We start from the raw sequence: 21,102 nt of genomic DNA on the forward strand, positions 1-21,102 counted from the left end.
GCGAACCGACGGAGAGAGCGACCGCGCTACCCTAGCCCTTTCGTCGGATAAGTCCCCGCGCCGGGTCGTAGCCCCAGAGCGCAAGGGCCATGAAGATGGTGAGCGCGAGCAGCGTCCAGCCCAGGGCCGGGCCGTTCACCTCAGCGTAGAGGGCAAAGCGAATCAATTCGACCGCATGCGTAAAGGGATTCACGGCGCAGATGTCGCGAAGCAGCACGGAGCTCTCCGCCATGCGCCAGAGCGGATAGAGCGCCGAAGACAGAAAGAACATGGGAAAGATGACGAAGTTCATCACCCCGGCGAAGTTCTCCAGCTGGCGGATGATGGAGGAAAGCGCTAGGCCCAGCGCCCCCAGTGTGAGCCCGCTGATAACCAACGCCGGCAGCGCCAGCAGGTAGCCGGCCCAGGGCAGAACGATGCCGAAAGCCGCGGCAATGGCGAGAAAAGCATAGACCTGGAAGATGGAGATGGTCACGCCCGCCAGCAGCTTGCAGAGCAGCAGCCACCAGCGCGGCATGGGGCTGGTCAGCAGCAGCCGCATCGATCCCATCTCGCGGTCGTAGACCAGGCTGAGGGAGCTCTGCATGCCGTTGAAGAGCTGGATCATGCCGCAGAGCCCCGGCACGATGTAGACCTCGTAGGTGATGTAGGTCTCGTAGGGCGGCGTGATCGAGAGCCCCAGGGCGGCGCGAAAGCCGGCAGCGAAGACCAGCAGCCAGACCAGCGGGCGCACCAGGGCCGCGATGAAGCGGCCACGCTGGCCGACGAAGCGCAGCGACTCGCGCTCCAGGATGGCATAGAGGCAGATGAGGTAGGCGCTCACGAGGCTTCCGCCGCGGTCATCGAGAGAAAGGCATCGGCCAGGGGCCTGTCCCCTGCGACCTCGGCGGCAAGGCCCTCCGCCAGAATGCGCCCGCGATGCAGAACGAGAAGCTGGTCCTCTGGCTTCACCTCGTCGACGAGATGGGTCGCCCAGAGCACCGTCAGGCCGTCTTCTGCGCAGAGCCGGTGCACATAGTCGGTGATCGCCCGGCGGCTGGCCGCATCCAGGCCCACCGTCGGCTCATCCAGCAGAATGACTTCCGGGTTATGAACCAGGCAGCGCGCGATCTCCGTGCGCCGCCGGTGGCCGCCGTTCAGTTCCCGCGCGCGCTCATCGGCGCGTTCGCGCATGTCGAGGCGATCCAGGGCAGCCTCGATCCGCTGGGCCGCGGCGCGCCCGGAAAGACCATGCAGGGCGGCGAAGTAGGTCAGGTTCCGCCGCACGGTCAGTTCGAGATCGAGGGTCGGTTGCTGAAAGACGATGCCGATCCGCGCCAGCGCCGCCCGCGGAGTCCTGGCCAGATCGATTCCGGCAACTTCGATACGTCCGTCGGGGCTGACGAAGAGCCGGGTCAGCAGGGCGAAGAGCGTCGACTTGCCGGCGCCGTTCGGCCCCAGCAGGGCACAGAAGCGGCGCCGGGCAACGGAGAAGCTGACGTCCTTCAGCGCCTCCTTGCTGCCGTAGGCATAGCTGACATGGGAAACCGTCAGCCCGCTGCCGCCATCCGGCGTCACTGGATGATGATGTCGACCCGTTGGTTCTCGCCGGTCGATCCGGGGATCTTCAACTCGTAGCGGCCGGGCTTGATGGCGACGAAGCCGATCTCCATGGTGCCGGCCTCGTCGAACTCCACGCTGTCGAGCCCGAGCGGACGGATTTCCAGCCCTTCGATGACGATCTCGTCGATCCAGATCGCGCGGAAGAACCCGGCCCCGGCCAGGGCCAGTTCGGCCGAGCCGTCGGCTTCGATCTCGATCTCATAATAGGTGCCGGACTTCAGCATCAGCGGCGCTTCGGCGATGGGTTCGCCCGCCGCCAGGGTCAGGCTCGGCAGATCCTCCTTGTTGGAGCCGGACAACAGCCCCGCCAGACCGAACCTGTTCTCCTCGCTGCCGTGCTGATCCGCAAGAGCGGCCGATGGCAGTGCAACGGCCATGCCCAGTGCGACTAGAATTCCCCTCATCGTGTTTTCCTCCCTCAGGGTCTTGCCGCCGCGCCCCAGGGGAAGCGGCCGACTTTTATGGTCTTGATGGGCTCCAGGGCGGCAACGTCGATGACCGTGACATCGCCGGAGACACCGTTGGTCGTGAACAGCAGTGACCGGTCGGGCGAGAAGTCCATGTGCCAGACACGCCGGCCGACCAGAATGTACTTCTCTACCTCGTAGGTCTCGGCGTTGACCACCGCCACATGGTTCGAGGGACCGAGGGCGACGAAGGCGCGCTTCTCGTCCGCGGTGAACTCGAAGCCGACCGGCTGCACGCGGTCCTCATGGACGCCCTGCACCTCGAAGCGGATCTTCGTGACTTCCGACTGATCGGCAACATTGAAGACCGAGATCGTACCGCCGATTTCCGCGCTCACCCAGAGCTCGCCCCCCTCCTTGATGAATTCGGCATGGCGCGGGCGCGAGTCCACCAGCGTGTTGGCGAAGATCGACTTGCTTTCGGTATCGATCCAATGCGCCATGTTGGTGGTCTCGGAGGTGGTGATGACGATCTTGCCGTCCGGCGAGACGGCCATGCCTTCCGGTTCGATGCCGACGTTGATCTGCGCGATCACCTTGCGCGTTTCGGTGTCGACCACAGTGGTCACCGCATCGTCTTCATTGGCGATGTAGAGATGCCGGTCGTTGGGATGGAGGACGAACTGCTCCGGGTCCTCACCAGACGGCAGTTCATGCAGGATCTCGCCGGTCTCCGGATCCATCACCTGCACCGTGTCGCTGTCGGAAGCGCAGATGTAGAGCCGGCTGTAGTCCTTGGAAAAAGTGATGCCGCGCGGGCGCTCCCCGGTGGGAATGGTACGCACGACTTCCAGCGTCTCCACGTCGATGACGCTGATTGTGTCGTCCTTTTCGTTGCTGACCCAGATTTCAGCGGCGCCGGCAGGCGCGGCGAGGGTCAAAAAGGTGGCTGCCAGGATCGTTCTCATCATTGCGGTCACTCCCCAAAAGCACGGCAGGCGGATTCCGGCGCGTCGAGGCCGAGGGTATCCAGCTCGCTGCGTTGATGCAGAAAACCTTCCAGCGGCGCCAGCGCGACGAGGGCGCGGGGATGAACCAGCGGCACCGGCTGGCGCAGCTGGCCGTTCCAGGCGCGAAAGCTCATCGGGCGGCCCTTGAAGCCGGCAAGCTCGAAGGCATCGGACAGAATGTAATCGCGCAGAGCGTCTGCTTCCGCCACGCCGGTGCGGGTCACGGCCTCGCCGATGCTGCGCACCGCCGCCCAGGCGGCGTAGTCCTCGGAGAACATCCGGCGTTCGGCCAGGTCTTCGAAGCGGTTCTGAAGCTGAGCGGCCCCCCACTGTTCGACGACAGAAGACCATGCGCGCGGCGCAACGCCTTCGGACCCCGCGACCGGCCGCGGCTCCCAGGTGTTGTAGAGAATGTAGCGGCCGAAGTCGCCCAGTTCGTCGGCCACCACCAGCACATCATGGTCGCCCAGAGTCTGCGTGAAGAGCGGCACTTCCTGTGCAGCATTGCGGCGCATGTCGGCATCGAAGACCCATTGCCGCTCGCTGCTGATCGAAAGGCCGAACTTCTGCGCCGAAGTCCTCAGGGCTTCGGCAAAAGCGGTGTCGCCGGGGTAGCTGCCTTCGACCAGCGCCCAGTCGCTCCAGCGTTTCTTGCTCATGAGCTGCGCCAATGCATCGGCGCGCATGCCATAGCTGACGATGGTGTGGAACAGGTTGGGCCGGCAGTCCGCGTCGCGCAGGCGACCGTCCTGGGCCGAGGCGTTGAACACAAGGGCGCTAGCCGCCTCCGGCAGGTCGGCCAGGGCGGTGAGACTCTCGGCCGGTGCCTTCACGACCAAAAGGCTGCTTTCCGCAAGGGCGGCCCGGCCCGCAGCAAGAAAGTCCTCCCCAGGCGGAACGGTGACAACGGTCAGGCTGTAGTCGTGACCGAGAAAGCTTCCGGTCGTGGCGTTGTCTTTAACACCAAGTTCGGCACCGGCCAGGCCCAGGTCCTCCGGCAGGGGATCGAGGTTCGACAAGGTGGGCGGCAGATCGACCTGCTGCTCCAGGTAAGCGATCTTGACCGCTACCTTGTTCTGTCCCGAAGCCGGGGCCACAGTCGCCAGGACTGCAAAGGCTGTGACCGCAAGCAGTGCGGAACGGAAACGCCTCTGCATCGATTTCCTCCCTTTTTTCGAAACGTTACCAGCAGACCCCTGGGCCTCGAATAAGACGATGGTCTTACGCCCGGACTGTGTAGGACGAGCCGCATAGATTCCCGATGCCCATGCCGCTTTAGACCGAAAGTCCAATATGGGGCGGTTCAAAGGCTGTGCTACGACTCACCAAAAGCAGGAAAGCTCTGGGAGCATGGACATGCCATCTTTGCCATCACGACGCTGGATCAAGGGAACCCTTCTCGGCCTCTCGACACTGGCCGCGGCGACCATGGTTTACGCGCACGGCGACGTCGCGCCGCAACCGGTCAACACCGACGCTCTGCCTGATGTCGGCGAGGAGTGGCTGATCGAGAACCCTTACCGCAACGTCGAGAAGGAGGTCTGGCAGGCGGCGATCGACATCGGCGCCTCCGGATACAACCAGAACTGCGCGCGCTGCCACGGCCTCGGCGCCGTCTCAGGCGGCCTGGCCCCGGACCTGCGCTATCTGGAGGCCGAGGAGTACGGCGACGAGTGGTACATGGAGCGGTTCCGTAACGGCTACACCCAGAACGGCATCACCAAGATGCCGGCTTTCGGCGACCTGCTCGGCCAGAAGGCGGCCTGGGCCATTCGCACCTATATCGAGACCCGGCCGGACGAAGGGGCGCTCGACGCCTTCAGCGGCCGGCTGAAGGAGATCCGAGACCAGCTCCAGACCTGGGCGGCGGAAGAAAAGAGCGATCCGGGCGCTATAGATGCCGTGCGGCAGGAACTCTCGGAGATCGCTTCGGAAGTGGAGACCGGTTCGGGCGCCCCGGTCGCCGACAGTGTGGCCTTTCGCGCGGCCCGGATCCTCGACGGTTCGTCGGAGAGCTTCAAAACGGCCGCGGAGACGCTCACCATCGGTCTCTCGGCTGCGCAGTAAATGATCAAGTCCGCCGCCGGCCTTTGCGCTGCGGTGCTGGCCCTGCTGGCCGCGAGCGCAACCGCCCAAGCCCGTTGCGAAGGCTTCGTGCCCGGGCCGAAGCCGCAGAACGCCAGCCGGGACATCGTCGGCCAGGATCTCGATCAGATTCAGGAGCGCGGCTTCATCGAGTTCGCGGTCTATGAGGACTTCCCGCCCTATTCGTGGGAGGAGAAAGGCCGGCCCCGCGGCGTCGACATCGAACTCGGGCGCATCATCGCCGAGACGCTGGAGGTGAAACCACGCTTCAACTTCGTCGCTGCAGGCGAAAACGTGGATGCCGACCTGCGCAACTACGTCTGGAAGGGTCCGATCGTTGGCGGGCGGGTCAGCAACGTGATGCTCCATGTACCCTACGACAGCGACATGGGCTGCCGCACCGAGCAGGTCGTGTTGACCGGCCAGTACTTCAACGAGAAGATCGCCATCGCCTTCCGCCGCGATGCCTATCCCGAGGACCCGCCGGTCCCGGCCTACTTCCGCTTCGACCTTGTCGGCGTGGAAAACGACACCATTGCCGACTTCTATCTCTCAAGCTTTGCCGGTGGGCAACTGCGGGCCAACGTGCGGCGCTATACGACACCGGAAGAGGCCATGGCAGCCTTGGCGCAGGGCGAGGTGAAGGCGGTGATGGGACCGAAGTCGCAACTGGAGCACGGGCTGACGCCGGAGTTGGACATCCACATGCCGCCACTCCTAGGCTTTTCGACCAGCGAATGGACGCTTGGGGTCGCCGTCAATCACCGCTACCGCCCACTGGCCTATGCCGTGGACGACGCCGTGCGCGCGGCCTTCGAGGACGGGCGCCTGCAGGCGGTCTTCGAAGACTACGGCCTCTCCTACACACCGGCGGAGTGGTAGGCCGGACGGCCTCGCGGAGGTTGCCTACACCAGCGTCGCCACGTCGCCGTTGCGATCCACAAGCACGATCCGCTTCAGCGCCGCGTTCGCCGCCAGGACAGTTTGGACAGCCGGGGCGTCGAGCAAGCAGAGCGCAGTGGAGAACCCGTCGGCCACTGCGGCGCTTTTGGCCTCGACACTGACCGTCGACCAGGGCGCGTCGCGCAGGGGAAAGCCCGGATCGAGGATGTGTCCCCGACCGCCGGCGCCGAACAGCAGGGCCGAGGGGCTCGACGTGGCCATGGCGCCCCGTTCCAGGGTGCGGGTCGCGACAAGGCCCTGATCCGGGTCGGCGATGCCGATCCGCCAGGTCCCGGCCCCGGCGCGAAACTCCCCGATGTTCACCAGGGTTTCTTCGAAGCCGAAGCGGGCGAGTGCCTCTGCGACCCGGTCCGTCGCGAAGCCCTGGGCGATCCCGTTGAAGGTGAGCGCCATCCCAGGGCGGGTCAGGCGCGCCGCGGTGCGGTCATAGGCCACGCCGTCCCAGCCGACCCGCGCCTGCGCGTGCTCCAGAACGCCGGGCGGCGGCGCACCGCGGTGGGCGGCCAGGGCCCGCCAGAGCGGCTGGACGCTCGGGTCGAAAAGGCCGCCGGTTGCCGTATGGACCAAGCTGCAGATGTCCAGCAAGGCGTAGAAGTCGGGCAAGAGATCGTCGAGCCGGCCGTCGCGGTTGAGGCGCGAGAGGTCCGAGTCCGGATCGTAGAGACTGAACAGCCGTTCGATGCGCTGCAACTCATCCCTGGCAGCCCGAAGGGCGCGGCCGGCTGCGTCCTCGGGCCCGTGCAGTGTGATCTCCGCTTCGGCACCGAGCGCCAGGCCGCGCCAGCGCGTCGCGGTCTTCGCCCGGACCGGCCCGGCAGCGAGGCAGGTCGCAGCGATGGCCAGAAAGCGGCGCCGGGACAGCCCCTTGGCGGTCATGCCGTCCCCCGCTTGCGGTTGGCCAGAACCAGCGGCACGCACTGTGCCGCGTCGTCGTGGATCTGCACGCAGTCCAGACACTGAAAGCACTCGGAGTACTGGATCTCGCCGGTCTTGGCGATGGCGCCGTACTTGCAGCGCACGCGGCACAGCTGGCAGGGGCTGCCGCAGTCCTCCCGCCGGGCGATCCAGTCGCGGCCGCGCAGCAGGCCGCCGATGGCCATGACGGCCCCCAGCGGACAGACATAGCGGCAGAACCCCTTGAAGAGGAAGAGCCCCAACACCAGCCAGAAGGCGGCATAGACGACGTAGTACCACTCCCGCACGAAATAGACCGTGATCGCGGTCTTGAAGGGCTCGACCTCCGCGAAGGTGTCGATCATGGAGGGAGCAACGAAGACCGAAAGAACAAGGCCCGCAAGCAGCACGTACTTCAGCGCCTTGAGACGCTGGTCCCAGAGGGCGCTGGGTTCAATCTGACGCAGTCCCAGTTTCACGCCCATCTGATGCGCGAACTCCTGGAGTGCGCCAAAGGGGCAGAGCCAGCCGCAGAACAACCCACGGCCCCAGAGCACGAAGCTGACGATCACCACCGCCCAGATCACCAGCGAGAAGGGGTCGTAGAGCAGGAAGGCGAAGCTGCCGCCGTCAAAGGCCGCTCGGATCACCCCGAGCACTGTGACGATGGAGAGCTGCCCCTGGCCCCACCAGCCGATAAAGACGGTCATGAAGGCGAGGATGGCGAGACGCAGCGGTGTGAAGGCGGAAAGCGCAGCGAAACGGTTCATGCTCAAGCCGAGCACTGCGACCAGGACGGCCAGAAAAACGGAGAGCACGACGAGGTCGGAAGCGCGGTTGCGCAGCGCCTCGACCCAGGGCGCCACCGGTTCGACGACCCCGGGACGGGTGAAGAACCGCTCGTCGGTCTTGTGAACCGCCGCCAGCGTGGCGATGCCGACCTGCGGCTGAAAGGACCCGTGTTCGCGCACCGCCAGGACGTTCAGGGTCCACTCCCGGGTCGGATCGAAGCCCAGCCTGCGGTCGGTGCGCAGAATCATGGCCGTGCCCTCCGGCAGACCGTCGCGAAGCTCGACGAAGAGATCGGCATCGCGCAGCGCCACCGGCAGGCCGTCCTGCTCCGCCGACATCCAGTCGGGGCTGGTGTTGCGCACGAAATCCTCCGACACCAGACCGTGGCGGCCGGCGTCGATGACCAGAATGGGCTCGTCGTTCGGCGATATGGTGAGGAAGTCCTGCAGTTCCGCGAAGCTGTCGTCATCCAGGACAGCCCGGGCGATCGCCGGGGGGCCCAGGTCGGCCACCCAAAGATCGAGATAGGCGCCGTCCGGGTCGTCCAGCGCTTCCGGGTCGTCATCCGCCCAGACGGTCCCGGCAAAGCCCTGCTGCACCTCGCCGTTGGTGAAAAGGCGGCGGGTGACGAGCCCCTGATCCACCAGGTCCTGCCAGGTCAGGGCCTCGTCATAGTCGGGGTCGGGATGCGCCGGCGGCCCCTTCGCCAACCCCTGCATCTTCTCCCGCGCCACCGCCAGGGTGGCGGCCAGGATGCTCTCATGGGCGATGCGCACGCTGGCGGTCGCTTTGGTGACACCATCGAGATAGACCAGCGAAGAGGCACCGTCGTCGCGCCCGTAGGGTACGCCAACCACCAGGGTCGAGGAGATCGAATGCCCGCGATACTGCTCGAAGAACTTGCGGAAGGGCCCCTCGCCGAGGCCGGAAACGAAGATCGGTTCGTTGTGCTCGATCAGCCGGGCGTCGAGAAAACGGCCCTCGAGGTCGAGGGTTACCAGCACGTTGATCGGGGCACCGGAGAAGCCGGGCAGCGGCGCCAGGGGTTGGGTCTCGAAGACGTATCCGGCCTCCGCCCCGCCCGAGTTCAGCAGCGACCAGACGCCCTTGTCGTTGAGCGGTTCGCCGAGGGAAAAGGGCGGCATGATGAGTGCAGCCAGATCATCGCGCTCCAGCGCAGCCGCAGCACTGCCCAGCGGCAGGACCACCGCCAGGAGCGCCAAGGCAAAGCGACAGAAGCGCGGAAGGCCGGTCCACCCCATGGTGCAAGTCTAGGGAGGCCGCGGGGCCGCGAAAACCCTACGAAGGTCGCAAGACCGCACGGCCGCACCGCGCATCAGCAATCCCTTGATTGCCGGTCTTCGACCAACTGTTCGATGTCTCCGTCCAGCGCGTCCAGACAACCATAAAGGCCGACGGATGCGTCGAAGATCTGGTCGAAGACCGGCGCCATGCGGTCGTAGCGCTCGGACCAGGCTGGGTCGGGCACCACCTCCTTCTCGAAGCGTACCATGCGGGCCACCGCGGTTTTCAGATCCGGGGCGTCGCCGCTGGCCACAGCCATCATGCAGGCCGCACCGACGATCCCACACTCCAGTTCCTCGGGAACCAGGTAGGGCGTCCCCAGCATGCTGGCCTTGATGGCAACCCAAAGCGCCGACTTTGCACCGCCGCCGGCCGCCACGAAGCGTTCAGGCCGCTTGCCGCCGCCCTGCAACATGTCGAGTTTTCGGCGGACTGCGAAGGCCACACCCTCCAGCACTGCGCGATGGAGGTCGGGCAGGCCGTGACCCGCCGTCAGGCCGAAGAACTGGGCGCGGGCGTTCGCGGCTGCCCCGAAGCGCTCGCCGGAGAGATAAGGCAGGAAAAACAGCGAACTCGCACCGCAATCCGCCCGCTCCGCAGCCGCCGTGACCGCATCGTAGCTGAGCGCGTTCTCGTGAAAGGCGCGCCGGGCCCAGCGCACGGCGTCCCCGCCGGCGTCCAGGAGCGCGAAACTGGCCCAGTGCCCTTCGACCGTCGCCACGTTGGAGACCTGGGGATCGATGACCGGTGCTCTGTGCAGCACCGAGACGATGGTCGAGGTTCCGGTCACGTCTGAGGCCATGCCGGGCTCGGCGACGCCGGAGCCGAGCAGCGCGACCGGATAGTCGCCGCCACCGACCAGCACCGGAACGCCGGCGGTGAGCCCCGTCTCCCGCGCCGCGGCCTCGCTCAGCGGCCCCAGAACGGCGTGGGTCGCCTTGATCTCCGGCAGCAGATCACGCCGCAGGCCCGTCATCTCCAGAAGGGACTTCGACCAATCACCCGAGGACGCATCCATGAGGAAGCTCATGGACGCTTCGGTCGTGTCCCAGGCGCGCTCCCCGGTGAGACGGTAGCCGATGTAATCCTTCGGCATCAGAACCGTGGCGGCCTTGTCGTAGGCCTGCGGGTCGTTCTCGGCGATCCAGCGCAGCTTGAAGGCAGGCCAGGCGGGGGTCGCCAGGTTAGCGGTGACGGTCAGATAGCGTTCCAGCGCATGAGCGTCAGTAAAGGCGTCGACCTGGGGCGCCGTGCGCTTGTCGTTCCACAGCAGCGCGGTATCGCGGGTGAGCCGCCCTTCCGCATCGATCAGCACTGACCCGTGCATCTGCCCGCAGGCGCAGATTGCGGTGATCCGGTCAGCCGCACCCTCGACCTCGCCGACCACGGCGCGGAGTGTCGCCGTGACCCCGTCCCACCAGTCCGCCGGACGCTGTTCCGACCAGCCATAGTGCGGCACGATCTGCTCGTGCTCCTGATGGCTGAAGGCCAGAATTCTGCCCTGCCGGTCGACCAGGGCCGAGCGGATGCCGCCGGTCCCCACATCGATGGCCAGATAGAGATCGCGCGCCATTCAGAGCCCCGGTCCAAGGAGGGGCGACGTTGGGAGATTGCATCGATTCATCCCGAGAGCATAGCGCCTGTTGCGCCAGGATGCCTCGAAGATGTGGCGTAGCCGGCGTAGTATGCCGCTGCGCAGCGGATAAGAGGAGACAGCATGACCTTCCAGCCTGCGGAACAACCGACGCTCTATTTCATCGGCGTCACCACGGCGCAAAGCTCCATCATGCGTGTGTTCCCAGCCTGGGCATCGCACCTCGGTCTGAAGGACGCGCGCATCAAGGGCATGGATTTCGCGATCCCTTCGGAGCCGGAGGCCTACCGGCGGGCCGTCGCCTTCATCCGCGATGACCCGCTGTCTCGCGGCGCTCTGGTGACCACGCATAAGCTGGACCTCTTCGCCGCCTGCCGCGATCTCTTCGAGATCATCGATCCTCTGGCAGCGCTGACGGCGGAGACCAGTTGCCTCTCCAAGAAGAACGGCGCCCTCGCCTGCCACGCCAAAGATCCCATCACCGCCGGCCTCGCCATCGACGGCTTTCTGCCGCCGCGGCACTTCGCAAAGACGGCGGGCGCACTCTTCTGCATGGGGGCCGGCGGCGCCAGCATTGCCATCACCTGGCATCTTCTGCAGGGATCGCGCGGCGCGGACCGCCCATCGAGGATCGTTGTTTCCGACCGCGACCCGGGACGGCTCCGCCACATTCGCGCCATTCACCGGGCGATGGGCGCGGATGTTCCGGTCGACTACCTGCCGGCTTCCGGCACGGAGGACAACGACAAGGCGCTTGCCGGCCTGCCGCCCGCATCGCTGGTGATCAACGCCACGGGCCTCGGCAAGGACGCACCGGGCTCGCCGCTCGGGGATGCCGCCCGCTTCCCCCAGGGGGCCATCGCCTGGGATCTCAATTACCGCGGCGACCTCGTCTTCCTCGACCAGGCGCGCGGCCAGGCCAAAGCCGCCGGACTGCAGGTCGAGGACGGCTGGACCTACTTCCTGCACGGCTGGACCCAGGTCATTGCAGAGGTCTTCGGCATCGCCGTTCCGACCTCCGGGCCCGATTTCGAAGCTGTCGGGCGCGTCGCTGCGCAGGCCTCCGGGCGCGCGCCCTAGCCTTCAAAACCCCCCGTGAGTCTGCAGAGATCCCCGGTCCTCAACCGCGGTGGGGCACCGCAGCGGTTGACATTCGCGCCGGTTTCGAAAAATATTCCATAGCTGAAAATAATTTCAACGAAGGCCGCGATGTCCACGCCGGCACGATTTGGGGGAGCGAACGCCCGTCAGGAGGCGGAGATGGCGGCGCGTGCCGCCTGGCTGCATTTTGTCGGCGGCCTGACCCAGAGCGAGGTCGCCAAGCGCCTCAGCGTTCCCAATACCCGCGCCCACCGCTACATCGCCCGCGCCCAGAGCGAGGGGCTGGTCCGTGTCTTCGTCGACATCGAATCCGCCGACTGCGTCGATCTGGAAACCCGCCTGATGGCGGCCTACGGTCTCTCGCTGTGCCGCGTCGCCATGGACGCCCTGGAACCCGGGCCGCTCCCGCTGCGCGCCCTCAGCGCCGTGGGCGCCGACTATCTGATGCAGGTGGTGGCTTCCGGCGCCCACCGTGTCATCGGCATCGGCCATGGCCGCACCATCGCGGCCTCGGTCGACGCCATGGGACGTACGCCGGGCGAGCGGATCCGCTTCGTGTCGATGCTGGGGGGCCTGACCCGCAGCTACGCGGCCAATCCCTATGACGTGATCCACAACCTGGCCCGCAAGACCAATGCCGAGGCCTATCTGATGCCGGCGCCGCTCTTCGCCAATTCCGCCGAGGACAAGCGGGTGATGATGGCGCAGTCCGGCCTTGCGGCCACCATGGACCTGATCGGCGAGGCCTCGCTGGTGATCGCCGGCATCGGCAACACCGAAAGCGCCGACGGCGGCGCCTCGGCCGCGGCCTTGGACCAGCCCGACGCCATCGATGCGCTGAAGCGCCAGGGCGCCGCGGCCGAGATCCTCGGCCAGTTCCTGACGGCAAACGGCGAGGCGCTGGAAACCCCCTACGACGAGCGGGTGATGGCGCCTGCCCTGGAAAGCCTGCGCGGCCGCGAGGTCGTCGCCATCGCCGGCGGCGAGAGCAAGCTGGCCGCCATTCGCGCCGGCCTGCGCAGCGGCCTGCTCAGCGGATTGATTGTCGACGAGGCGACCGCTCGACGCCTTGTCGAAGAACTGTGAGGCGCAACGACTTCCACAGACCAGCAAAACAAGAGCAAACGGGAGGAACACAATGTACGAGAAAGAAAAGGATCTCATTGACGCGTTCCGCCGCGGACAGATGAGCCGCCGCAGCCTGATCCGCGCCCTCGGTGCCCTGGGCGTTTCCGCCGGGACCGCCGGGGTCCTTGTGAACATGGTGTCCACCCAGGCCATGGCCGCAGACTTCGACTGGAAGAAGCACGCCGGCACCGGGGTGAAGCTGCTGCTGAACAAGCACCCCTACACCGACGCCATGATCGCCAACCTGGACAACTTCAAGGCCCTGACCGGCATGGAGGTGGCCTATGACATCTTCCCGGAGGACGTCTACTTCGACAAGGTGACGGCCGCCCTCTCTTCGCGCTCCAGCGAGTACGACGCCTTCATGACCGGCGCCTACATGACCTGGACCTATGGCCCGGCGGGCTGGATTCCCGACCTCAACGAGTGGATCCAGGACAGCGACAAGACCTCGCCCACCTATAACTGGGAGGACATGTTGGAGGGCGTGCGCAAGTCCTGCGCCTGGAATGGCCGGCCCGGGGGCGAGCTGGGCTCCGACGACGCCAAGCAGTGGTGCATCCCCTGGGGCTACGAGCAGAACAACCTTGCCTACAACGCTGGCATGCTGCAGCAGATCGGCGCCTCGGTGCCCACCAACATGAGCGAGCTGATCGAGGTCGCCGCCAAGGCCACCAAGGATATCGACGGCGTTTACGGCATCGGCGTGCGGGGCTCGCGCAGCTGGGCCACCATCCACCCGGGCTTCCTCTCCGCCTATGCCAACTTCGGCGAGCAGGATCTGAACCTCTCCGGTGACGGCAAGCTCTCGGCGGCGATGAACACCGCCAGTTCGAAGGCCTTCCATGCCGACTGGGTGCGCATGATCCAGGAAAGCGGCGCGGCCGACTGGTCATCCCACACCTGGTATCAGGTCGGCACCGACCTGGGCGCCGGCAAGTCGGCGATGATCTTCGATGCCGACATCCTGGGCTACTTCATGAACGGCGGCGACAACGCCATGGCCGGCAAGCTGGCCTACGCGCCCTTCGCCGCCAACCCCGCCGCCTCGGCGCCGACGCCCAACATCTGGATCTGGTCGCTCTCCATGTCCAACTTCTCCAGCAAGAAGGACGCGGCCTGGTACTTCATGCAGTGGGCCTCCGGTCCGGAGCACGGCCTCTTCGGCGCGACGCAGATGGACTTCGTCAATCCGGTGCGCGAGTCGGTCTGGGCCGACAGCGGCTTCCGCGAAAGGCTGGACAAGAGCTATCCGGGCTACGTCGCCATGCACGACGTCTCCGCGCCCGGCGCCAGCATCAAGTTCACGGCACAGCCGCTGTTCTTCGACCTGACCACCGAGTGGGCCTCCAGCCTGCAGAAGATGGTGGCAAAGGAACTGCCCGTGGACGAAGGCCTCGACCAGCTGGCCGAGAGCGTCAACCGTCAGCTCAAGGACGCCGGTCTCGGCTGATTCCCTGGCGTCAGCGGCCCGCTTTCCCGCGGGCCGCTGCCCTTTGGATGTCTTGTCCCCGGACCGAAGGGCCTGCAGGATCGGGGGGCGACTGAGGAAAGCCCGGTAAGGAAACCCCTATGGCAGCGGCGAGCGACATCTCGATACCCCGACGCCGGTTTGCGGTGTCGCGCCGTCTGCTGCCCTATCTCCTGAGCCTGCCGGCCCTTCTGGTCTGCATCGGCATCCTCATCCCCTTCTTCACCGCGGTCTACTACTCGCTGCAGCGCTTCCGCCTCTCCCAGCCCTGGAACCGGGGCATGAACTGGGGCGAGAACTACCTGAACTTCCTGACTGATCCGGACTTCTGGAACACGCTTCAGGTCTCCCTCACCTACGCCTTCCTGACCGTCGGGCTGGAGCTGCTGCTGGGCCTCGGCATCGCACTGCTGCTGAAAAAGCGCACGCGCCTCAACAACTTCATCTCGATCATGCTGCTGATGCCGCTGATGACGGCACCGGCCCTGGCCGCGCTGATGTGGAAGCTGATGACCAACCCGAACTTCGGCATCCTCAGCTATTTCGCCGCCCAGCTCGGCTTTCCCGATTTCCGCTGGGGCTCCTCGCCCGACACGGCGCTCTTCACCGTGGTGCTGGTGGACATCTGGGTCTACACGCCCTTCATCATGATCCTGCTGCTGGCGGGTCTGCGCTCCCTGCCGACCCAGCCCTTCGAGGCGGCGGCGCTCGACGGCGTGCCGCGCTTCCAGCAATTCTGGCGCATCACCCTGCCGATGCTGATGCCTTACATCCTCACCGCCTCCCTGTTCCGTCTGCTGGATTCGATCCAGCAGTTCGACATCATCTACGCCATGACCCAGGGCGGGCCCGGCGACACGCTGATGGTTTTCCAGGTGGAGGCCTATCTGAACTTCTTCCAGTCGACCAACGTCGGCCGCTCGGCGGCGCTGCTGATGATCCTCTGGGTGATCACCTATTTCCTCTCCAACATCTTCATCAAGAACTGGCTGCGCCTGCGCGAGCGCGCCAGAGGGGAGGTCTGAGCCATGGATCACATGTCTCCGATCGAACGCTGGCTACGGGGGATCGCTCTGACCGCCGTGGTGCTGTTCTTCATGTTCCCGATCTTCTGGATCGTGCTCATGAGCCTGCAGACCAACGAGACCATCCTGCGCAGTCCGCCCTCCATGGTTTTCGAACCGACCTTCGGCAACTACGTCGCCATCATCGCCGGCCGGCTGGACTCCAACGTCGCCTCCATGGGCATCGCCTTCATGGACAACCTCTGGAACTCGATCCTGCTGTCCGTCGGCTCGGTCGCCGTGGCCCTGCTGCTGGGCGTGCCGGCGGCCTACGCCTTCGCGCGTCACAAGTTTCGCGGTTCGGAGGAAGTCGCCTTCACGCTGCTCTCCTTCCGCTTCGCGCCGCCGCTCCTCGTGCTGCTGCCACTGTCGCTCTATTTCCAGCAGATCGGTCTGGCCAACACCTATCTCGGGCTGATCTGGGTTTATCAGCTCATCTGCCTGCCGCTCATCCTCTGGATCGTGCGCGGCTACTTCGAGGACATCAGTCCGGACCTTGAACACGCCTACCGCATCGCCGGCCACTCCTGGCTCTCGACCTTCCGGCGCATCGCCCTGCCGCTGGCCGGTCCGGGCATCGCCGCCGCCGGGCTGCTCGCCTTCATCTTCGCCTGGAACAACTTCATCTTCGCCCTGGTGCTGGCCTCCGCCGACAAGCAGCCGGTCACCGTCGGCGCCCTCGCCTTCGTCACCGCGTCCGGCATCCAGTACGGCCAGATCGCCGCCGCCATCGTGCTGTCGATCGCGCCGACCCTGGCGCTGGCGCTCTATGCCCAACGCTATCTGGTCGAGGGTCTCTCCCTCGGCGCGGTGAAGGGATAGGGCCATGCCGGAGCTGCGCATCGAAGATCTGACCAAACGCTTCAAGGGCGAAGCGGTGCTGGACGGAATCAGCTTGACCGTCGAGGACGGCGAGACCCTCACGCTCTTCGGCCCCTCCGGCGCCGGCAAAACGGTGCTCCTGCGCTGCATCGCCGGGGCTGTCGACCCCGAAGACGGCCGCATCCTGATCGGCGGCGAGGACATGCAGGACGTTCCGCCGGAGCACCGCGGCATCGGCATGGCCTTCCAGAACTTCGCGCTGTTCCCGCATATGACCGCCTTCGACAACATCGCCAGCCCGCTGACGGCCCAGCGCCGCCCGCGCGATGCGGTGCGCGAGGGCGTGGAGCGGGTGGCGAAGCTCCTGAAGATCGACCACGTGCTGAGCCATGCGCCGCGCGCGCTTTCCAACGGGCAGAAGCAGCGCACGGCCCTGGCCCGGGCGCTGGCCGCCTCCCCCGGGCTGCTGCTGCTGGACGATCCCCTGCGCAACGTCGATGCCAAGCTGCGCTTCGAGATGCGCCTGGAGCTGCCGCGGCTGCTGGCGGACCAGGGCGCCACGGTGATCTACGTCACTCAGGACTACAAGGAAGCCATGGCGCTGGGCGACCGCATCGCCGTGCTCTCCGGCGGGACCATCGCCCAGGTCGGCACGCCGGAGGAGATCTACCGGCGCCCGGCCTCCATCGAGATCGCCCGCCTTTTCGGCGATCCGACCATCAACCTGCTGGACGTCGTGCCGGAAAAGGATGGCGCCGGCGTCTTCGCCCGCCTGTCCAATCAGCGTGTGCCCCTCAATGCCGGCCTGGAGGCCGCGGTCGGGCGCGACTGCGTTCTGGGCCTGAGGCCGGAGGCGCTGCGCTTCTCCGCCAGCGAGGACGGCATCCCGGTGATGATCGAGGCGGAAACGCCCTTCAACGAGAAGACCGTGACCCTGGTTGTCACCGCACGCGGCCGCGAGATCCTGGTTTCCCGCCCGGCCGGTACGCCCGCGCCGGCCAGCGGTGCCGCACAGATCGCGGTAGACGCCACGGACGCGCTGCTCTTCGACCGCGCCACCCAGGCCCGTATCGCGCCGGACCGCGACGGCGGCAGTAGCAGCGAGGCCGCGGCATGAGCGAAGCCAAGCTGCAGCTTGACGCGGTCGACAAGATCTACAACGCCGGCGGCGCCCGGCAGGTCCATGCGGTGCGCAACCTGGACATGACGGTCGCGCCCGGCGAGATCGTCGCCCTGCTGGGTTCGTCCGGCTGCGGCAAGACCTCGACCCTGCGCATGATTGCCGGCTTCGAGGAGGCGACCAAGGGCAGCATCCGCCTGGACGGCCGCGCGATTCACCGCCTGGCGCCGGCCAAGCGCAACGTCGCCATGGCCTTCGAAGGCTACTCCCTCTATCCGCCGCTGACGGTGCGGGAAAACATCGCCTTTGCGCTGAAGTCCTCCTCGCTCAGCAAGACCGCGGTCGCAGAGCGCGTTGCCGAGATGGCCCAGATGCTGGAGATCGAGGACGTTCTCGACCGCTACCCGAGCTCCATTTCCGGCGGACAACAGCAGCGGGCGAGCCTGGGCCGCGCCCTTATCCGCGATGCCGGGCTCTACCTGCTGGACGAGCCCATGGGCCAGCTGGAGCCGCAGCTGCGCGCCCTGCTGCGCGGGCGCATCAAGTTCTACATCAAGGAGCGCGGCCTGACCGCGATCCTCGTGACCCACGACCAGACCGAGGCCAATGCCCTGGCCGACCGCATCGCGGTCATGGAAGACGGCGTCCTGCAGCAGTTCGACAGCCCGGCCCACCTCAAGGACCGGCCGGCCAACCTCTTCACCGGGACCTTCATCGGCGAACCGCCGATGAACGTCTTCGAAGCCGAGGTGCGCGCCGACGGCGGCCGCCTGCGCTTCGGCCTTTCCGGCGGCGTCGTCCTGGACTACGCCGAAGAAGAGTTTTCCGAAGCCCTGCGTCGAACCCTGGCGCGGAAACCCCACGTCACTCTCGGCGTGCGGCCCCATGCAGTCCGCCTCGCCCCTGAGGGAGCACCAGCAGAAGTGACCGCGAACCAGTGGCTCGGCGATCAGACTCACATCGCGGCGCGCTTTGCCGGCGGCTCCATCGTGACAGTCGAACACCATCATGCCCCCTATGCAAAGGGCGAAACCATCGGCGTCGTCCTGGGCTCGGCGGATCTGCACGTCTTCGACAGCCAGACCGGCGCGGCGATCAGCCACGGAGGGGCGCTGGCGTGACGCGGGATCTGCTGATCGGCGTCGATGCCGGGACCTCGGTCATCAAGGCCGTGGCTTTCGATCTCACCGGCAGCCAGGTCGCCATGACCAGCCGGCGCAACCACTACAAAACCCTGCCCAATGGGGGCGTCGAACAGGACATGCGCCGCACCTGGCAGGACACGGTCGACGTACTGAAGGACCTGGGCGAACGGGTGCAGGGGTTGGAGGAGCGGGCCCTTGCGCTTTCGGTGACGGGCCAGGGCGACGGCTGCTGGCTGATCGATGCGGAGGGTGCGCCGATCCACGACGGTTGGCTCTGGCTGGACGCGCGGGCCGCGGCGGAAGCGCGGGAGATTGCAGAGTCCGAAGGGATCGACGTGATTTACCGGACCACCGGTTCGGGCGTGAACGTCTGCCAGATGCGTACCCACCTCACCTGGATCAAGCGGCACCAGCCGGCACTGCTGGAGCGCGCCGCGACGGCCATGCACTGCAAGGACTGGCTCTACTTCAACCTCACCGGCCAGCGTGCCTCTGATCCGACCGAAGCGGTCTTCACCTTCGGAGACTACCGCACGCGCGCCTACGCCGAGGAGGTGCTGGAGGCCCTGGGACTCGCCGATCTGCGCCGCCTGCTGCCGCCGATCGTCGACGGCGCCGCGGAGGCCCATGGCCTGAGTGCGGCCGCCGCCTCGGCGACCGGCCTGCCCGCCGGCCTGCCGGTCTCGCTGGGCTATGTGGACATCATGTGCTGCGCCATGGGCGCCGGGCTGCACGACGCCACCGTTCGTCCGGGCCTGACCGTGCTCGGCTCCACCGGCATGCACATGCGCTTCGTGCCGGATGTGGACTCCGTGGTGCTGAACGCGGAGCGCAGCGGCTACACCATGGCCTTCCCCAGCCCGGCCTATGCCCAGATGCAAACCAACATGGCCGCGACCCTGAACATCGACTGGGTGCTCGGGCTCGCCCGCGAGGTGCTGGCAAGCGAGGGAGTCGAGCGCGAGCTGCACGATCTGCTCGCCAGCCTGGACGAGCGGGTCATGGCGGCGCGGCCGGGCGCGGCCCTCTTCCACCCCTACATCTCCCTCGCCGGCGAGCGCGGGCCCTTCGCCGAGCCCAGTGCAAGGGCGAGCTTCACCGGGCTCGACCAGACCACCGGATGGTTCGACATCGTCCGCGCGGTCTGCGAAGGCCTCGCCCTGGCGGCGCGGGACTGCTACGCCGCGATGGGGCCGACACCGGGCGAGATCCGCCTGACCGGGGGCGCCGCCCGCTCGGCTGCCCTCAAGACCATTCTCGCCGCCGCCCTGGGGACACCGGTGCGCAGCGTCGCCCAGGAAGAAGCCGGCGCCGCCGGCGCGGTGATGATGGCCGCGGTCCAGCAAGGCCTCTACCCGGACATGGCGGCCTGTGCCGAGGCCTGGGTCACGCCCCTGCTGCAGCCGGCCGAAGCGCCCGACACCGGCCTTGGTGCCGTCTACGACGCGCTCTTCGGCGTCTACCTCGACACCCGCCGGGCCCTGGTTCCGGCCTGGCACGCCATGGTCGCCGCACGGGGTGCCGTGTCATGAGCGGCAATTCCAAGGGAAACGGCGCCAAGACGGAGATCGCCATCATCGGCGACCGCTTCATGCTCTCGGCCCTCTTCGAGGAAGCCCTGGAGGCAGCCTGCGGCGAAGCCGTCACCTGCCGCAGCCTCGATCTGCCCTGGCCGGACGAACCGATGGAACACGGCTATCAGACGCCGGGCATGGACGGACTGAAGGAATACATGGGCGACCCGGCGGACGTGATCGCCCACGTCGGACCGGCGCCGGTGCTGGTGACCCACCTGGCCCCGCTCTCCGCCGCCATGTTTGCCGCCTTGCCCGACCTGAAACTGGTCGCCGTCTCGCGTGGCGGCCCGGTCAACATCGACATGGGCGCCGCGGCAGAACACGGCGTCACGGTGGTGAACACGCCCGGCCGCAACGCTTCGGCGGTCGCCGAGTTCACCATCGGGGCCATTCTCGCACAAACGCGCAACATCACCCTGGGCCACGACGCGCTGCGGCGCGGCGAGTACCGCGGCGACCTCTATCGCGCCGACGTCACCGGTGAGGAACTCTCGGAACTCACCGTCGGCATCATCGGCTATGGCAATGTCGGGAGCCGCGTGGTCCCCCTGCTGCGCGCCTTCGGCTGCCGCATCCTGGTGAACGACCCCTATGTGCAGCTTTCGCCGGAAGACGCCGCCGCCGGCGTTACCATGGTTGGCTTCGACCAGGTGCTGGCGGAATCCGATGTGCTGAGCCTGCACCCGCGGGTGACGGAGGAAACCCGCGGCATGATGGATGCCGCCACTTTCGCCGCGATGAAGCCCGGCAGCATCGTCGTCAACACCGCCCGCGGCCCGCTGATGGACTATGACGCGCTTTACGACGCGCTCGTCTCCGGCCATCTGCGCGGGGCCATGCTGGAGACCTTCGCCATCGAGCCGACGCCGCCGGACTGGCCCCTGCTGCAGTTGCCCAACGTCACGCTGACCCCGCACATTGCCGGTGCCTCGGTGAAAACCGTGCGGATCGCCGCCGCCAAGGCCGCCGAGGAGGTGCGCCGCTGGCTGCAGGGCGAACCGCCACTGAATCCCTGTTGACGC

19 protein-coding genes are annotated in these 21,102 nt (G+C 66.8%); 11 read left to right on the plus strand and 8 right to left on the minus strand.

Annotated elements, in window-relative coordinates:
* Nucleotides 1–31: 31 nt before the first annotated feature.
* The 5 genes from ACO06P_RS07975 to ACO06P_RS07995 are packed head-to-tail and all read right to left on the minus strand — an operon-like array spanning nucleotide 32 to nucleotide 4,176.
* On the minus strand, nucleotides 32–823 hold the full coding sequence (locus ACO06P_RS07975) for an ABC transporter permease (protein ID WP_420349472.1): 792 nt from the start codon (nucleotides 821–823) through the stop codon (nucleotides 32–34).
* On the minus strand, nucleotides 820–1,557 hold the full coding sequence (locus tag ACO06P_RS07980; RefSeq protein ID WP_420349473.1) for an ABC transporter ATP-binding protein: 738 nt from the start codon (nucleotides 1,555–1,557) through the stop codon (nucleotides 820–822). The genes ACO06P_RS07975 and ACO06P_RS07980 overlap by 4 nt, the downstream gene beginning before the upstream one ends.
* The gene (locus ACO06P_RS07985) at nucleotides 1,554–2,006 is read right to left on the minus strand and encodes a hypothetical protein (RefSeq protein ID WP_420349474.1); all 453 of its coding nucleotides are present in this window, start codon (nucleotides 2,004–2,006) and stop codon (nucleotides 1,554–1,556) included. Before ACO06P_RS07985 ends, ACO06P_RS07980 begins: the two co-directional genes overlap by 4 nt.
* 14 nt (nucleotides 2,007–2,020) lie before the next feature.
* The gene (locus ACO06P_RS07990) at nucleotides 2,021–2,980 is read right to left on the minus strand and encodes a YVTN family beta-propeller repeat protein (RefSeq protein ID WP_420349475.1); all 960 of its coding nucleotides are present in this window, start codon (nucleotides 2,978–2,980) and stop codon (nucleotides 2,021–2,023) included.
* Between the two features lie 5 nt (nucleotides 2,981–2,985).
* Nucleotides 2,986–4,176 carry an ABC transporter substrate-binding protein gene (locus tag ACO06P_RS07995; protein ID WP_420349476.1) on the minus strand — a complete coding sequence of 397 codons (1,191 nt, stop codon included), beginning with the start codon at nucleotides 4,174–4,176 and terminating at the stop codon, nucleotides 2,986–2,988.
* A 199-nt stretch (nucleotides 4,177–4,375) separates the two neighbouring features.
* Here ACO06P_RS07995 and pedF point away from each other — a divergent pair, with 199 nt between their 5' ends.
* Together pedF and ACO06P_RS08005 are read left to right on the plus strand one after the other, a co-directional pair.
* On the plus strand, nucleotides 4,376–5,086 hold the full coding sequence (gene pedF / locus ACO06P_RS08000) for a cytochrome c-550 PedF (RefSeq protein ID WP_420349477.1): 711 nt from the start codon (nucleotides 4,376–4,378) through the stop codon (nucleotides 5,084–5,086).
* The gene (locus ACO06P_RS08005; protein ID WP_420349478.1) at nucleotides 5,087–5,986 is read left to right on the plus strand and encodes a substrate-binding periplasmic protein; all 900 of its coding nucleotides are present in this window, start codon (nucleotides 5,087–5,089) and stop codon (nucleotides 5,984–5,986) included. It begins immediately after the preceding gene.
* Between the two features lie 24 nt (nucleotides 5,987–6,010).
* Here the strand turns inward: ACO06P_RS08005 and ACO06P_RS08010 are convergent, their stop codons facing one another.
* From ACO06P_RS08010 to ACO06P_RS08020, 3 genes are all read right to left on the minus strand, one after another.
* A complete protein-coding gene (locus tag ACO06P_RS08010) occupies nucleotides 6,011–6,943 on the minus strand; it encodes an FAD:protein FMN transferase (RefSeq protein WP_420349479.1) in 933 nt (310 codons plus the stop codon).
* Complete coding sequence (locus ACO06P_RS08015) at nucleotides 6,940–9,015, minus strand: 4Fe-4S binding protein (protein WP_420349480.1); 2,076 nt, start codon at nucleotides 9,013–9,015, stop codon at nucleotides 6,940–6,942. Before ACO06P_RS08015 ends, ACO06P_RS08010 begins: the two co-directional genes overlap by 4 nt.
* Nucleotides 9,016–9,089: 74 nt before the next feature.
* Nucleotides 9,090–10,631 (minus strand): xylulokinase, encoded by a 1,542-nt coding sequence (locus ACO06P_RS08020; protein WP_420349481.1) that lies wholly within the window; start codon nucleotides 10,629–10,631, stop codon nucleotides 9,090–9,092.
* Nucleotides 10,632–10,775: 144 nt separating this feature from the next.
* Between ACO06P_RS08020 and ACO06P_RS08025 the strand changes: the two genes are divergently transcribed.
* The 9 genes from ACO06P_RS08025 (at nucleotide 10,776) to ACO06P_RS08065 (ending at nucleotide 21,099) form a co-directional block, all read left to right on the plus strand.
* Nucleotides 10,776–11,732 (plus strand): shikimate dehydrogenase family protein, encoded by a 957-nt coding sequence (locus ACO06P_RS08025; protein WP_420349482.1) that lies wholly within the window; start codon nucleotides 10,776–10,778, stop codon nucleotides 11,730–11,732.
* 180 nt (nucleotides 11,733–11,912) lie between these two features.
* Nucleotides 11,913–12,839, plus strand: coding sequence for a sugar-binding transcriptional regulator (locus ACO06P_RS08030; protein WP_420349483.1), 927 nt, complete (start codon nucleotides 11,913–11,915; stop codon nucleotides 12,837–12,839).
* 52 nt (nucleotides 12,840–12,891) lie between these two features.
* Nucleotides 12,892–14,334, plus strand: coding sequence for an ABC transporter substrate-binding protein (locus ACO06P_RS08035; protein WP_420349484.1), 1,443 nt, complete (start codon nucleotides 12,892–12,894; stop codon nucleotides 14,332–14,334).
* 119 nt (nucleotides 14,335–14,453) lie between these two features.
* On the plus strand, nucleotides 14,454–15,377 hold the full coding sequence (locus ACO06P_RS08040) for a carbohydrate ABC transporter permease (protein ID WP_420349485.1): 924 nt from the start codon (nucleotides 14,454–14,456) through the stop codon (nucleotides 15,375–15,377).
* Between the two features lie 3 nt (nucleotides 15,378–15,380).
* Nucleotides 15,381–16,238: a carbohydrate ABC transporter permease gene (locus ACO06P_RS08045; protein ID WP_420349486.1), complete on the plus strand. Its 858-nt coding sequence runs from the start codon at nucleotides 15,381–15,383 to the stop codon at nucleotides 16,236–16,238.
* Nucleotides 16,239–16,242: 4 nt separating this feature from the next.
* Nucleotides 16,243–17,355, plus strand: a complete 1,113-nt coding sequence (locus ACO06P_RS08050) for an ABC transporter ATP-binding protein (RefSeq protein WP_420349487.1) — start codon at nucleotides 16,243–16,245, stop codon at nucleotides 17,353–17,355.
* A complete protein-coding gene (locus ACO06P_RS08055; protein ID WP_420349488.1) occupies nucleotides 17,352–18,479 on the plus strand; it encodes an ABC transporter ATP-binding protein in 1,128 nt (375 codons plus the stop codon). The genes ACO06P_RS08050 and ACO06P_RS08055 overlap by 4 nt, the downstream gene beginning before the upstream one ends.
* On the plus strand, nucleotides 18,476–20,035 hold the full coding sequence (locus ACO06P_RS08060) for an FGGY family carbohydrate kinase (RefSeq protein ID WP_420349489.1): 1,560 nt from the start codon (nucleotides 18,476–18,478) through the stop codon (nucleotides 20,033–20,035). The genes ACO06P_RS08055 and ACO06P_RS08060 overlap by 4 nt, the downstream gene beginning before the upstream one ends.
* Nucleotides 20,032–21,099 (plus strand): 2-hydroxyacid dehydrogenase, encoded by a 1,068-nt coding sequence (locus ACO06P_RS08065; protein WP_420349490.1) that lies wholly within the window; start codon nucleotides 20,032–20,034, stop codon nucleotides 21,097–21,099. Before ACO06P_RS08060 ends, ACO06P_RS08065 begins: the two co-directional genes overlap by 4 nt.
* Nucleotides 21,100–21,102: the final 3 nt, after the last annotated feature.

Source organism: Pelagibius sp., from assembly GCF_965227505.1.
GTDB lineage: Bacteria > Pseudomonadota > Alphaproteobacteria > Kiloniellales > Kiloniellaceae > Pelagibius.

Excerpts from the sequence above, each read along its gene's own strand:
- ACO06P_RS07985 (WP_420349474.1), bottom strand. The coding sequence starts at position 2,006 with ATGAGGGGAATTCTAGTCGCACTGGGCATGGCCGTTGCACTGCCATCG.
- ACO06P_RS07990 (WP_420349475.1), bottom strand. The coding sequence starts at position 2,980 with ATGATGAGAACGATCCTGGCAGCCACCTTTTTGACCCTCGCCGCGCCT.
- ACO06P_RS07995 (WP_420349476.1), bottom strand. The coding sequence starts at position 4,176 with ATGCAGAGGCGTTTCCGTTCCGCACTGCTTGCGGTCACAGCCTTTGCA.
- pedF (WP_420349477.1), top strand. The coding sequence starts at position 4,376 with ATGCCATCTTTGCCATCACGACGCTGGATCAAGGGAACCCTTCTCGGC.
- ACO06P_RS08005 (WP_420349478.1), top strand. The coding sequence starts at position 5,087 with ATGATCAAGTCCGCCGCCGGCCTTTGCGCTGCGGTGCTGGCCCTGCTG.
- ACO06P_RS08010 (WP_420349479.1), bottom strand. The coding sequence starts at position 6,943 with ATGACCGCCAAGGGGCTGTCCCGGCGCCGCTTTCTGGCCATCGCTGCG.
- ACO06P_RS08015 (WP_420349480.1), bottom strand. The coding sequence starts at position 9,015 with ATGGGGTGGACCGGCCTTCCGCGCTTCTGTCGCTTTGCCTTGGCGCTC.
- ACO06P_RS08020 (WP_420349481.1), bottom strand. The coding sequence starts at position 10,631 with ATGGCGCGCGATCTCTATCTGGCCATCGATGTGGGGACCGGCGGCATC.
- ACO06P_RS08025 (WP_420349482.1), top strand. The coding sequence starts at position 10,776 with ATGACCTTCCAGCCTGCGGAACAACCGACGCTCTATTTCATCGGCGTC.
- ACO06P_RS08030 (WP_420349483.1), top strand. The coding sequence starts at position 11,913 with ATGGCGGCGCGTGCCGCCTGGCTGCATTTTGTCGGCGGCCTGACCCAG.
- ACO06P_RS08035 (WP_420349484.1), top strand. The coding sequence starts at position 12,892 with ATGTACGAGAAAGAAAAGGATCTCATTGACGCGTTCCGCCGCGGACAG.
- ACO06P_RS08040 (WP_420349485.1), top strand. The coding sequence starts at position 14,454 with ATGGCAGCGGCGAGCGACATCTCGATACCCCGACGCCGGTTTGCGGTG.
- ACO06P_RS08045 (WP_420349486.1), top strand. The coding sequence starts at position 15,381 with ATGGATCACATGTCTCCGATCGAACGCTGGCTACGGGGGATCGCTCTG.
- ACO06P_RS08050 (WP_420349487.1), top strand. The coding sequence starts at position 16,243 with ATGCCGGAGCTGCGCATCGAAGATCTGACCAAACGCTTCAAGGGCGAA.
- ACO06P_RS08055 (WP_420349488.1), top strand. The coding sequence starts at position 17,352 with ATGAGCGAAGCCAAGCTGCAGCTTGACGCGGTCGACAAGATCTACAAC.
- ACO06P_RS08065 (WP_420349490.1), top strand. The coding sequence starts at position 20,032 with ATGAGCGGCAATTCCAAGGGAAACGGCGCCAAGACGGAGATCGCCATC.